Origin of the sequence: uncultured Odoribacter sp. (assembly GCF_937966165.1) — a bacterium.
Taxonomy (GTDB): Bacteria; Bacteroidota; Bacteroidia; order Bacteroidales; family Marinifilaceae; genus Culturomica.
In genome coordinates, this window is the sequence record NZ_CALCLB010000016.1 from 18,982 (window position 1) to 32,169 (window position 13,188).

At 40.0% G+C, this 13,188-nt stretch carries 9 protein-coding genes; 5 read left to right on the forward strand and 4 right to left on the reverse strand.

The genetic code is table 11. The features are described 5' to 3' along the window. Positions 1-17: 17 nt before the first annotated feature. Together Q0465_RS06815 and Q0465_RS06820 are read left to right on the forward strand one after the other, a co-directional pair. On the forward strand, positions 18-1,784 hold the full coding sequence (locus Q0465_RS06815) for a bifunctional metallophosphatase/5'-nucleotidase (protein WP_298614376.1): 1,767 nt from the start codon (positions 18-20) through the stop codon (positions 1,782-1,784). A 195-nt stretch (positions 1,785-1,979) separates the two neighbouring features. Next, positions 1,980-3,389 (forward strand): nucleoside transporter C-terminal domain-containing protein, encoded by a 1,410-nt coding sequence (locus Q0465_RS06820; protein WP_298614378.1) that lies wholly within the window; start codon positions 1,980-1,982, stop codon positions 3,387-3,389. 128 nt (positions 3,390-3,517) lie between these two features. On the opposite strand, the gene Q0465_RS06825 is transcribed toward Q0465_RS06820, so the two are convergent. After that, positions 3,518-4,471, reverse strand: a complete 954-nt coding sequence (locus Q0465_RS06825) for a DUF4922 domain-containing protein (RefSeq protein WP_298614380.1) — start codon at positions 4,469-4,471, stop codon at positions 3,518-3,520. 217 nt (positions 4,472-4,688) lie between these two features. Here Q0465_RS06825 and Q0465_RS06830 point away from each other — a divergent pair, with 217 nt between their 5' ends. After that, positions 4,689-6,608, forward strand: coding sequence for a HAMP domain-containing sensor histidine kinase (locus Q0465_RS06830; protein WP_298614381.1), 1,920 nt, complete (start codon positions 4,689-4,691; stop codon positions 6,606-6,608). On the opposite strand, the gene Q0465_RS06835 is transcribed toward Q0465_RS06830, so the two are convergent. Together Q0465_RS06835 and prmC are read right to left on the reverse strand one after the other, a co-directional pair. Further along, on the reverse strand, positions 6,583-7,089 hold the full coding sequence (locus Q0465_RS06835; RefSeq protein WP_298614383.1) for a regulatory protein RecX: 507 nt from the start codon (positions 7,087-7,089) through the stop codon (positions 6,583-6,585). The two genes, Q0465_RS06830 and Q0465_RS06835, sit on opposite strands and share 26 nt — an antisense overlap. Before the next feature lie 83 nt (positions 7,090-7,172). After that, the gene (gene prmC, locus Q0465_RS06840) at positions 7,173-8,030 is read right to left on the reverse strand and encodes a peptide chain release factor N(5)-glutamine methyltransferase (protein WP_298614385.1); all 858 of its coding nucleotides are present in this window, start codon (positions 8,028-8,030) and stop codon (positions 7,173-7,175) included. Positions 8,031-8,173: 143 nt separating this feature from the next. On the opposite strand from prmC, the gene cls reads away from it, so the two are divergent. Both cls and Q0465_RS06850 read left to right on the forward strand, forming a co-directional pair. After that, positions 8,174-9,628 carry a cardiolipin synthase gene (gene cls / locus Q0465_RS06845; protein WP_298614387.1) on the forward strand — a complete coding sequence of 485 codons (1,455 nt, stop codon included), beginning with the start codon at positions 8,174-8,176 and terminating at the stop codon, positions 9,626-9,628. Positions 9,629-9,705: 77 nt separating this feature from the next. Beyond that, complete coding sequence (locus tag Q0465_RS06850; protein ID WP_298614389.1) at positions 9,706-12,081, forward strand: bifunctional UDP-N-acetylmuramoyl-tripeptide:D-alanyl-D-alanine ligase/alanine racemase; 2,376 nt, start codon at positions 9,706-9,708, stop codon at positions 12,079-12,081. Between the two features lie 89 nt (positions 12,082-12,170). Here Q0465_RS06850 and Q0465_RS06855 read toward each other — a convergent pair whose 3' ends face one another. Next, positions 12,171-13,091 carry an NAD(P)-dependent oxidoreductase gene (locus Q0465_RS06855; RefSeq protein WP_298614391.1) on the reverse strand — a complete coding sequence of 307 codons (921 nt, stop codon included), beginning with the start codon at positions 13,089-13,091 and terminating at the stop codon, positions 12,171-12,173. Between the last annotated feature and the right edge of the window lie 97 nt (positions 13,092-13,188).

The window sequence follows — 13,188 nt, forward strand, 5'->3', positions numbered from 1 at the left end:
TAATTAAATTATACGATATGAAGCTGAATTTTTGGAAACTTTTACCGGGACTATTGCTTTTAATACACCTGGTTTCATCTTGTGATTCAAAGCCGGAAAAAGCTGCTTTGACTATTTACTGCACCTCCGATGTCCACGGTACAGCCTTTGACTATGATTTTAAACGCAATAAGGAAAGCCGCAGTAGTTTGGCTAATGTCTCGGCTTATATAAAAGAGGAAAGGGCAAAAGACAGTACTGCCCTTATATTGCTGGATAACGGTGACTTTTTACAAGGACAACCGACAAATTATTATTATAATTTTGTAGATACATCCGGAGTTAATTTAACAGCTCAGGTTATGAATTATCTGAGATATGACGCAGCTTCCGTAGGAAACCATGATATAGAAGCGGGGCATCCCGTATATGATAAAGTGGTTAACGAATTCAATTTTCCCTGGCTTTCTGCTAACACCATACGGGAAGCTACAGGGAAACCTTATTTTAAACCTTACACTGTACTCTACCGTAAAGGGATTAAGATTGTTGTGTTGGGAATGACGACTCCCGGAATTTATAAATGGTTGCCTAAAAAATTGTGGGAAGGAATGGATTTTCAGGATATGGTTGAAGCGGCTCAATATTGGGTTCCTAAAATTCAAAAAGAAGAACAACCGGACCTGTTAATCGGACTTTTTCATTCCGGTTTTGATTATAATTATGCCGGGGAAAATGCCCAGACGCCAAGAAATGAAAATGCCGGCGTATTAGTGGCCCAGCAGGTTGATGGATTCGACCTCATTATTCTCGGGCACGATCATCAGGAAAAACAAATGGAGATTATCAATAATGCCGGACATAAAGTCGTTATACTGGATCCAAAATCCCATTCCACTTATCTGGGAAAAATTAATGTTGAGTTGAACAGGAACGGAAAGCAGTATGACAAAATAATTACCACAGAATTGATACCCTTATCTTCTGTACCTAAGGATACGGCTTACCTCTCTCATTTTACTCCTGAAATGGATAAAGTGAAAACTTATATTGGAGAAGAAATCGGAGAATTTACGGAATCTTTGTCAGGGCGGGATGGTATTTTCGGCCCGTCGGCTTTTACGGATTTTATTCATAATGCCCAGTTGGCAGCTACAGGTGCGGATATTTCTTTCAGTACTGTTTTACAGATGGATGCTTTAATCGGAAAGGGAAAAGTGACCATACGGGATATGTTTAACCTGTACAGTTATGAAAACGGCCTTTATATAATGGCCTTTACAGGTAAGGAAATCGATCAGTATCTGGAATATGCTTATGGTTTACAATACAATACGATGACTTCTGCCAAGGATCATTTATTGCGTTTTAAAAAAGATTCTACGGGAGAATTAATAAAAAATAGCAGAGGGAAATATGTATTGGTTACTGATTTTTTCAATTATTCCTGTGCAGCAGGTATTAACTATACCGTAGATTTGACAAAGCCGGAGGGCGAACGTGTGGAAATACATTTCATGTCGGACGGATCTCCTTTTGATGAAAACCGGACTTATCAGGTAGCGATTAATTCATATCGGGGAAATGGAGGTGGCGGACATCTTTCAAAGGGGTTGGGATGGAGTAAAAAAGAAATGGAAGCCCGCATCACGAAAATTATGCCGAAAGATGTACGTTTTTACATAATGGAATATATCCGGGAGAAAGAAGTATTAAGCCCTCAATGCCGGAAAGATTGGAAAGTGGTGCCGGCCAGATGGTTTAAGAAGGGGAAGGAACAGGATTATGATTTGCTCTACAATTGAGTGTCTGAAAGTTTAAATGTGAACATTTTTACAGTTAATCTGTTCAGAAAAATAGAGTATAATTTTCGGATTTTAATATTTATCTTTTAACTTTAACTGTTTTTTAAAAGAAAACGTTTGTAAGAATAGAGACGATCCTGTTTCTATATGAAAGTACGGCAAATCAGGGGAACTTGGATATTTAAATTATTTTATATGCGTGGTGTTTTAAAAAAAGTAATTTATTTATTACCTGTATTTTTACTGTTTACAGGTGATTTATTTGCACAGGTTGGAGAAGGAGTCCAGAGTGCTGTCAATATCGAAAGTCATATTTCTTTTATGTCTGTATTGAGGGGCTTATTAGGGATCGCTTCTTTGATCGGGATTGCGTGGTTGTTTAGCAGTAACCGGAAGGCAATTTCCTGGAAAGTAGTAGGGATAGGGTTAATTATACAGTTATTATTAGCAATAGGGGTCCTCTATGTACCTTTTGTACAGGCTTTCTTCGAATTTTTTGGAAAAATTTTCGTAACGATTTTGGATTTTACCAAAGAAGGGAGTGTTTTCTTATTAGGGGATTTAATGGATACTACAAAGACGGGTTATATTTTTGCTTTTCAGGTTTTACCGACGATTATATTTTTCTCGGCTCTGACCTCTTTATTGTTTTACCTAGGTATTATTCAGAAAGTGGTATATGCTTTGGCATGGGGAATGACGAAACTGATGAATATCTCCGGGATGGAATCGTTGTCTGTGGCTGGAAATATATTTTTGGGCCAGACAGAAGCGCCTTTGATGATCAAGGAATATCTGGATGACATGAGTCCTTCAGAAATATTTTTAGTGATGACAGGAGGCATGGCCACGATTGCAGGAGGGGTTTTGGCAGCTTATATCAGTTTTTTGGGAGGAGACGATCCTGTACAGCGATTGGTTTTTGCCAAGCATCTGCTGGCGGCTTCCGTAATGGCAGCACCTGGGGCTGTTGTATTTGCTAAGTTGTTGGTTCCTCAGACTCAAAAAGTGAATAATAATATTCAGATATCCAAGAATAAAGTAGGGAAGAATGTATTGGATGCGATTTCTAATGGAGCTGCGGAAGGCGTAAAATTAGCCGTGAATGTGGCAGGTATGTTATTGGTTTTTGTCGCTTTTATCGCTTTTGCGAATTATTTGTTTACGAAGTTTGGCAGTCTGGTCGGGTTGAATGAATGGGTAACTCAGGTGACAGATGGCCGTAGCACAGCTTTCAATTTGCAATTTATTTTAGGATATGCGATTTCTCCGTTGATGTGGTTAATTGGGATTTCTGCTGATGATATGGTATACGCCGGCAGTCTTTTGGGGCAGAAGGTTATTATGACAGAGTTTATCGGATATGTGGATCTGGCTAATCTAAAAGCTGCAGGAGCTTTTGCTCAGGCAAAATCTATTATTATGTGTACTTATTTTCTCTGTGGATTTGCTAATTTTGCTTCTATTGGGATCCAGATTGGCGGAATTGGCGGATTAACTCCTAAGAACAAACCGTTGCTGGCAAAATTTGGCATGCGGGCATTGCTAGCCGGGACTTTGGCTTCTTTGCTATCCGCTACTGTGGTCGGAATGATTATAGGATAAAACGTTTAAAAAATAAAATTTCCGGCTGATGAATAGAGAGGGAGTCTGATTAATAATCAGATATGTATTTCTGTCATTCTGTTTTTATCGGAAACGGGGACCGGGTAATCGAATGACTTTTCCGGACTTTACAGGTTTAGTGAAGGGGTTAAAGTACAAAGGGAAGGATATATTTTTCCCCAGGTTTTATCGGTCAGAGTAAGCTGTCCGAACAATTCTTCCAGTAATTCCGGTGTATAGCGGTTATAATCTTCTTTTCTGGGGGTGACCAGTAATCCTGCGAAGTCTACGCATCCCGGGCTGAATAGTATTTTATCCTCTCCTGCTGCATAAAATTGACGGGGACGTAAGCCACGTCGCGGGAAAATAATAACGTTCCAATGGGAGGAAGTATACCAGCAAAGAAGGTTAATCATAGGTTCCGGTTCAGACGGGATATTTTTTCTCAGTAAGGATAAAATTTGCAGGAAAAGATTTTCCAATACGATCCTCTGATCGGATTTCAATATGATGATTTTACGCAGGTAATTTTCAATCGTACCTATTTGATAAGAAGGATTGTTTTGCAGAACCGTCCAGTTTTCAATTTCTTTTTCTACGGGCATTACTCCTTGTGAGGCCATTTGGAAATGAAAGTGGTCCGGTGCAGATGCTCCGCATCGGGGACCATTGTAAAAGAGAGTATAACAGGGAAAATCTTTTGCCAGCCTTAACATATCTCCGAAACGTCCCTCTATCAATTGAGGGATATGGCTTTGGTCCGGAATGGTGAAATGCCTGTCGAATATCGGATAAGGATTGATGAAAATAGTATACCTGCTTCCGTAGGGGACTCCTTTTTGTCCGGGCAGAAGATGTGCGGGGCAGAGAAAACACTTTCTTTCTTTCAATGTTTTTTCATCTATCTGGGCTGCTGTAGAACGTATTCTTTCCGGATTATACTGAAGTTTTAAAAGGAAATGATCCCCTTGAAGCGTTCTGAACAAAGCTTTCCTGAGATTTAAAAAATTAGTTTGTGCTACTTTAAAATTCTCTAATAGAGAAATATACAATTGTTCCGGATCAGTTATAAGAGGAGCCATTTTGTTATTTATTTTGCCGTTCAGCTATTCTCCTTTCATTTTCCTGTATTTCCCGTTAAAAATTTTCCATATAAAGATTTATAGGTTCAGGAGATAAAAATTCTTATTATTTTACGGGATTCGAATATAGGACATTTTTTTTGTTTCAGTTATATTTCTCTCAAATATATAAAAATCAAATTAAAATTGAATATATTTGTCCTGTTTCAAACAAAAGGTGATAAATGTGATTTGGCATCGGATTCTGACAAGAATTATTTTTCTTTTCTTATTTCTGCAAAGTATTGTTCAGGCATTTGCAGAAGATTACGAACGTCCTATCCTGATCATCAGTTCTTATAATCCGGAAACATTTCAGACATCTCAGAATATTTCAGAATTCCTGGACGAATATAAACTTTTGGGAGGCGCCTATCCGGTAATCATTGAAAATATGAATTGTAAAAGTTTTTCAGAAGCTCCTCTCTGGAAATCTTATATGAAAAATATTTTCGATAAATACAGGGGAGAACGGCGTCCGGCTTTAGTTATTTTATTGGGACAAGAAGCGTGGGCTTCTTATATTTCACAGGAACAGATTATGTACGATATTCCTATCCTCTGTGGAATGGTGAGCCGGAATGCCATTATCTTACCGGATGATACAATTGAATTGGAGGATTGGGAGCCTGAAAGTCTGGATGTCCTGCAGGAACAAAAAATTAATGTAGCCGGTTTTTTGTACGATTATGATGTGGAAAAAAATGTACAGTTAATCCGGAGTTTTTATCCTAAGGTACGGCATATTGCTTTTGTATCGGACAATAGTTATGGAGGAGTAACCTTACAGGCATATGTCAAAAAAGAAATGCAAAAATTTCCGGATATTGATTTGATTTTGTTGGACGGACGTAAACATACAATCTATACAATTGTAGATAAAATAGCTAAACTGCCGGAAAATACTGTCGTTTTGATGGGGACCTGGAGGGTGGACAAGCATGAAGGGTATTTTATGCGGAATGCTACTTATTCCATGATGTCTGCAAATCCGAAATTGCCTGCCTTTTCTATGACTTCTATCGGTTTAGGGCATTGGGCCCTTGGAGGATATATGCCGGCTTACCGGAATATCGGGAAAGATCTGGCTCATCAGGCAAACACTATTCTTCATAAAAAAAACGGAGGGATTAAAAAAAGAATACAATTTATTCCCAATCAATATGAGTTTGATGTCCATAAGATAAAAGAATGGGGATTCGGAGATAAAGTATTACCTCAAAATGCCAGGTTACTGAATAAAGATATTAGTTTCTGGGAAAAATATAGCCTGCAACTGACATTTATTGCTTCTGCTTTTTTCTTTTTGCTAGTGGGCTTCTTCGTTACGCTGTATTTTTACCTGAGAACGAAAAAGTTAAAAGACGAATTAGAAGAATCAGAAATTGAATTATTGGCTGCCAAAGAAAAGGCAGAAGAATCCGACCGGCTGAAATCCGCTTTCCTGGCTAATATGAGCCATGAGATACGTACGCCCTTGAATGCGATTGTCGGATTTTCCAATGTTTTGGTCGCAGATGATTTTTCAGAAGATGAAAGGCAAAAATTTGTCAATATTATTCAGACAAATTCAGATTTGCTCTTACGTTTAATCAATGATATTCTGGATATTTCTCGTTTGGAAACGGGGAAATTAAAACTGACTTATGAGAAACACAATATCATTGATTTGTGTAGAGGAGTACTTTCAACGACAGCTTGTTCGCGTAAGGAAGGAGTGGTTTATGTCTTTACTCCTGAGGTTGAGAATTGTGAAATTGACACCGACGTACAGCGCTTGCAACAAATCCTGATCAACTTATTGTCCAATGCAAATAAATTTACTGAAAAAGGTGAAATCCGGTTGGAAGTAAAAATTGACGAGCCTGGAAACAAGGTAACTTTTTCGGTCTCTGATACAGGTTGCGGAATACCGCAGGAGAAACAACAAGTTATTTTCGACCGTTTTGCAAAATTGAATGAATATGCTCAGGGAACCGGATTGGGATTAGCTATTTGCAAGATTACAATCAATATGCTGGGAGGAGAGATTTGGGTGGATAAAAATTATACGGAAGGAGCTCGTTTTGTATTTACGCATCCGATACATCATCTTTAATGTCTTCCGGGCTGTCCGTTTGATTTTCTTCTTTTAATAAATTAAGGCAATGTCTGACGGTATCGTAATCAAAACCGCGGGCAAGACCGAACCGGATAAGGCGGGCCATAGCAGAGACTTCTTTTTCAGCTTTAAGTTTGTGTTGTTTTTGCCGGAATAACTGCAGGCAGGTTTGCTCGTAATTTTCTTTATCCAGTTCTTTTAAGGCCAGGGAAATAAAGTCCGGTGAAATCCCTTTTTGTTTGAGCATAAGGGAAATTTTTTGTTTTCCCCATTTATTAAAACGGAATTTATCCCGTGCATAAAATTGGGCATAACGCTTTTCGTTTATAAAATTATTCTTTTGCAAATACCCGAGTATAAAACAGATCTCCTTTTCCGGAATGTCCCATTTTTCCAGTTTTAGCCGGATTTCCTGACAACAGTATTCTTTTTTACTACATAGGGCTGTTACTGTTTTAAGTGCTTTTGTGGTATCCATTGTTCAGTTGTTTTCCCGAATGTTTATATGATAATGGAGAATTTTGTTCTTTTGTCTGTTTCCCTTCCTGTTGTATACTGTGTTTATCCTTGTGAAAGTTTGCATTTGACGAACCGGTCTTTTCCGAAAATATCCTGTTTCAGTTCGATCTGTTGAAAATTCAAATGGCAAAGCATCTCTTGGATTTCTTTTCCGAAAGCTTCGTTAATTTCAAAAAAGAGGGAGCCTCCCGGAAGCAGTATACGGGGGGACAGTATGGCAATTTGTTGGTAAAAGAGTAAAGGAGATTCGTCCGGCACAAAAAGAGCCTGATGGGGCTCAAAGTCCAGCACCTGTTTTTGCATCATTTTTTTTTCGCATTGACGGACATAAGGAGGATTGCTGACAATTAAATCGTATTTTTCCTCCTTTTCCGGCTTATAATCCAGAATATTTTTTTGTCTGAAGGCTACCGGAACCGAATGGGTTAAAGCATTGTCACGGGCGGTTTTTAGTGCTTCCTCTGATATGTCTATCCCCAGCACCTGTGCTGAAGGAAAAAGGCGGGATAAGGCAATGGCTATACAGCCGCTTCCCGTTCCTATATCCAGAATCCGCCTGGGAGAAGAAACCGATTCCCCAATCCAATATACGAGTTCTTCTGTTTCCGGACGTGGGATGAGCACTGCCGGATTGAGTTTGATTTTTAAACCGGCAAATTCTGTTTCTCCGATAATGTATTGAATGGGTTCGTTTTTTTTCAAACGTGCTATTATATGATAAAATTTATTTACGAAGCTTTCAGGTAAACTTTCGTATTTTTTGAGATGGATATTTATATTTGTATAATTTAAAACATCCATAAAAATGAGTCGGCAGATACTGCGGATTTCATTCTCGCTATATGTATCTTTCAACTCCGATAATGCGTATTGTGTTAGAGAAAAAAGGGTATCGTTCATAAGGCAAAAATAAGAAAATGTGCTGATATAACCATATCCATCAGGGAGAAGGGTAAAAAATTGGTATATTATTTGTTTAGGAAAATAGTTTTAAACACTCTCTGAGACAGAAAAATTTTATAGTGATCAGGTGATCCAGGATTATGAATTGGTCTGCTATTATAGTCTATATCGGAATTATATTGTATTTTCTTACAATATTGACTATTGTATTCAATATTGTGATGGAAAACCGTAATCCTGTGCGTACACTGGCATGGGTAGTGGTGGTTTTGATGGTTCCCTTTGTCGGAATGATTTTCTATATTTATTTTGGGGTGAATTACCGTAAAAGTAAGATGTTTTCTATGAAAGGGCTGGGGGATATGAAATGGTTGCAATATATGAGTGAGGATCAGAAACAGCGCCTGAAAAAGGCGGAGTTCCTGAAGAAGGAAGATATGGTAGAAGTGCGGAAACTCATGACGTTGTTATTAAACAATAGCAAGGCTTTACTTACCCGTTATAATAAGGTGGATGTTCTGAATAATGGGGCGGAGACTTTTCCGGCGATTTTTACAGCCTTGTCGAAAGCCCGGCGCTATATTCATTTGGAGTATTATATCATCGAAAAAGGAGAATTAGCCATACGTTTGAAAGAATTGCTCATTGTCAAAGCGAAAGCGGGAGTGGAAGTCCGCTGTATATATGATGATGTGGGATGCTGGAGTTTGCCGAAAAGTTTTATTCGTGAAATGCGGGCTGCCGGCATACAGATCTATCCTTTTTTACCGGTACGTTTTCATCGGGTGGCCGATAAGGCCAATTACCGGAATCACCGGAAGATTGTCGTCATCGACGGAGAAACGGCTTTTGTCGGGGGATTGAATTTCGCTGACCGTTATTTGACAGGTGTTCCCGGAATCGGGGTATGGCGGGATACCCATATGCGGGTGAGGGGGGAAGCGGTTACTTCTTTGCAGATTGTATTTTTAATAGACTGGTATTTTGTGCGTCAGGAATTGTTGTTGAATAAAGAGGAATATATGCCTTATAAGCGGGAGGATGGAAATGTTGTCGTGCAGACGGTGGCTTCTGGTCCGGATAGTGATTGGGCTTCCATACAACAGGCTTATTTTACACTGATCAACATGGCCAAGCATTATGTCTTTATTTCTACTCCTTATTTTATGCCGGGGGAGACGACTTTGAATTGTTTGAAAGCGGCTGCAATGGGAGGGGTTGACGTACGCATTCTTTTACCGCATAAATCCGATTCTTACCTGACAAACTGGTGTTCGCGTTCGTATGTGGAAGAACTGTTGGAAGCCGGAGTGAAAGTTTATTGGTATCAGAAGGGGATTAACCACAGTAAGGTAATTGTTGTGGACGGAATAGTGGCCAGTGTCGGGACTGCAAATGTAGATATGCGGAGTTTTGACGAAAATTTTGAGGTGAATTTAATTGTTTATGACCGGAATGTAGCTAAAAATCTGGCGACTTATTTTGTGGAAGATTTGAGGGATAGCGAAGAAGAAAGTATGCATCGTTGGAAATTCAGAACGCGGTGGCAGAAAGTTCAGGAATCGGTAGCCCGTTTGTTTGCACCTCTTTTATAAGAAGAGATACAGGGAACGTCCGTATTTTCCGGGATAGAAGATATTTTACAGGTATGACGTGGTTAAACAGATAAGAAATGGAAATTAGTATTGACAGCCGTTCAGTGATTACACCTGAATTGACTATGTTTTTTGCGTTAAAGGGGAAAAATCATGACGGGCATGATTATGTACAAGAATTATATGAGCGGGGGGTACGGAATTTTGTGATCAGTGAAAAGAGGAAAGAATTTGCCGGATTGACGGAAGCCCGGTTTTATGAAGTTGAAAATGTGCTGCAGGCTTTGCAGGAATATGCCGGAAAATACAGGAAAGAGAGAAAAGCTGAGGTGATCGGAATAACAGGTAGTAACGGTAAAACCATAGTGAAAGAATGGTTGTATCAGTTGCTGTCCGGGGATTTTTCCGTTTATCGGAGTCCGCGGAGTTATAATTCGCAGGTAGGTGTTCCTCTTTCTTTATGCGGGATAGGGGAGTCGACACAGATTGCTTTGATTGAAGCGGGAATTTCTTATCCGGGAGAAATGGACAAATTAGAACAAATGATCCGGCCTGATATTGGTATTTTCACCCATTTAGGAGACGCACATGGAGAGAATTTTACTTCTGTAGAGGAAAAACTGGCAGAGAAGGCAATTTTATTCCGGCATTGCCGGCTGTTGATCGGGCGGCAGGGAAAAGCCTTGGAAATGATAAGTAAACTCAATAAAGAGATTCAGATTATGAGTTGGGGGGAGCAAGAAAATACTGCGGTCTGCTGCCGGACGTTGCAGAGGAATGAAAAAGGACGTCTGGTGAGTATCCTCTATAAAGGGAAACGTTTTGAACTTAGCCTTCCTTTTTCCGATGAGGCTGCTTACGAGAATTGTATGAACGTCGTTTGTGTGCTTTTGTGGAAAGGAATAGATTTCAAACAGATTGCAGAGCGGATCGCATCATTACAGCCGATTGCCATGCGGATGGAGATAAAAGAGGGAATCAATGATTGCGTATTGATAAACGATTATTATAATTCCGATGCAGCATCCTTCAATTTGGCTTTGAATACCCTGAGTATGCAGGATGAAGCCAAAGGGAGAGCTGTTATTCTTTCGGATTTTATCGATACCGGTTCCGATGAGGAAACGCTCTATCAGGAGGTAGCTGAAAATCTGAAGCGGACAGGGGTTTCATTGTTTATCGGGATTGGGAGTAGCCTTAACAGGTATAGGTCTTATTTTCATCTGCCTTCCCGTTTCTATATGGATACCGATAGTTTTCTCAAACAGGAGAATCGGGAAAATTTCCGGGAACAAGTCATACTGATAAAAGGTGCCCGGCAGTTCCGTTTTGAATTTATAGCCGGATTCCTTCAGAAACAAAGTCATAATACCGTTCTGGAAGTGGATATGGATGCCATGATTTTTAACCTGAATTATTTTCGTTCCCTTCTTCCGGGACATACCCGTTTGGCGGTTATGGTCAAAGCTTTTTCTTATGGTTCGGGTTCCGGTGAAGTGGCTAGTTTGTTACAGTATCAGGGAGTAAATTATTTGATGGTAGCTTTTGCAGATGAGGGAGTTGCCTTGCGGGCAGAAGGAATAACCCTACCCATAGCTGTGATGAATCCGCAACTGGAAGCCTTTGATAATATGATTGAATTTTGCCTGGAACCTGAAATTTATTCTTTCGAGCTACTGAAAGCTTTTGATAAAGCTTTGATCAAACACGGAATTGAAAACTATCCCATACATTTGAAATTGAATACCGGCATGAATCGTTCCGGATTAGATGCGGAGGACATTCCCGATTTATTGGCTTTTTTTAAGGAGAAACGGCAGGTGAGAATCCATACCGTATTTTCTCATTTGGCCGGAAGCGACGAAGCCCGGCATGATGCTTTTACCCGTCGGCAAATAGAGCTTTTTGTTACCCTGACGGAGCAGATACAAAAACAGTTTGAGCATAAAATCCTGCGTCATATTCTGAACTCTGCCGGAATTGAGCGATTTACGGAATACAGTTTTGATATGGTCCGTTTAGGAATAGGCTTGCATGGCATCAGTGCTGTGGGAGCAGCTTTACAACCTGTCAGTTCTTTTAAGACATATATATCTTCCATCAGAAATGTTCCTGCGGCTCAAACCATTGGGTATGGACGAAAGGGAGTGACCGGCCGGGATTCCCGTATTGCTGTGGTGCCGGTCGGTTATGCTGACGGGTTAAACCGGCATTTGAGCAACGGGAGAGGGGAGATGCTGATAAGAGGCAGAAGGGTGCCTATTATCGGAAATATTTGTATGGATACTTGTATGCTGGATGTAACAGACACCGATGCACAGGTAGGGGACGAGGTTGAAATATTTGGAAAAAATATTCCTGTAACGGAAATTGCCGAAAAATTGGATACTATTCCTTATGAGGTTTTAACCGGCGTGGCCCAACGGGTCAAACGGGTATATTTTAAAGAATAAGATCTTTAAAAGCTTGTAAGAAATCCTTATACCGGTCGGCCGTAGGTAGTATTCCGGATTTTATGTATTGTTCTCATCGGAAGGAATGGTTATGGCAACCATTCCTCAATATTTCGAACGACGATCTTGACCCTTTCTGCAAATGCTTCTTTCGTTGCATACCCAATATGAGGGAGCATCAATAAATTCGGTGCGTTTAATAATTCATAAGTGCCGGGTAAAGGCGGTTCCTGATCGTATACATCTACAGCGGCCCCTGCTATTTTATTTTTTCTCAGCGCTTCGTGAAGTGCATCTTTATTGACAATCGGACCTCTGGCTGTGTTAATGAGGATGGAGTGGGGTTGCATGAGGTTGAATTCTGCTTCTCCTATAAAATCTTTTGTTTCTGCTGTTAGGGGAATATGTAAGGAAATAATGTCTGCTTCCTGGAGAAGGGTCGTTTTGTCTACCATGCGGATATTTTCCAGTTGGAGGGGAGTTCGGTTATAAGCGATAATCCGGCAACCGAATGCGAGCCCTAAATGAGCGACCTGGCGGCCGATGGCCCCTGTCCCGATAATTCCCAACGTCTTCTGATGTAATTCTGTTCCGAGAAAATTTTTACGGTCTCCGCCTAAACGGGTAATGGCATCTCCTCCTACTATTTTGCGGTAGACGGCGATCATCATTCCGATAGCTAGTTCTGCGACCGCATAAGTCGAATAGCCGGCAGCATTCCGGACCGTTATGCCTCTTCGTTTACATTCTTCCAAATCAATATGATCTAAACCGGTGAAAGCAACGGAAATCATTTTCAAATTCGGACAATTGTCTAAAAAATGCTTGCGCAAAGGGATATTGCTTACAACAATGATATCGGCTTCCCGTCCTCTTCTGATTAATTCCTCTTCGTCTTCCTTCCTGTCGGCATAGTAAGTTATCGTATGCCCTGATTTTTTAAGTGGCTCGCATAATTGTGAAATAACACATTCACATACTCCCAAGGATTCTAAAAATACGATGTGCATATCTTTTTGTTTTTGTAAATTCCAATTCTCGAACAAAGTTAGTTACTTTTTCTGTTTTTTTTCTCTTTTACAGGCTACTTTGAAGGGACTTCCTTTT

Coding starts and splice junctions, on each gene's coding strand:
- Q0465_RS06815 (WP_298614376.1), top strand. CDS start 18: ATGAAGCTGAATTTTTGGAAACTTTTACCGGGACTATTGCTTTTAATA.
- Q0465_RS06820 (WP_298614378.1), top strand. CDS start 1,980: ATGCGTGGTGTTTTAAAAAAAGTAATTTATTTATTACCTGTATTTTTA.
- Q0465_RS06825 (WP_298614380.1), bottom strand. CDS start 4,471: ATGGCTCCTCTTATAACTGATCCGGAACAATTGTATATTTCTCTATTA.
- Q0465_RS06835 (WP_298614383.1), bottom strand. CDS start 7,089: ATGGATACCACAAAAGCACTTAAAACAGTAACAGCCCTATGTAGTAAA.
- prmC (WP_298614385.1), bottom strand. CDS start 8,030: ATGAACGATACCCTTTTTTCTCTAACACAATACGCATTATCGGAGTTG.
- cls (WP_298614387.1), top strand. CDS start 8,174: ATGAATTGGTCTGCTATTATAGTCTATATCGGAATTATATTGTATTTT.
- Q0465_RS06850 (WP_298614389.1), top strand. CDS start 9,706: ATGGAAATTAGTATTGACAGCCGTTCAGTGATTACACCTGAATTGACT.
- Q0465_RS06855 (WP_298614391.1), bottom strand. CDS start 13,091: ATGCACATCGTATTTTTAGAATCCTTGGGAGTATGTGAATGTGTTATT.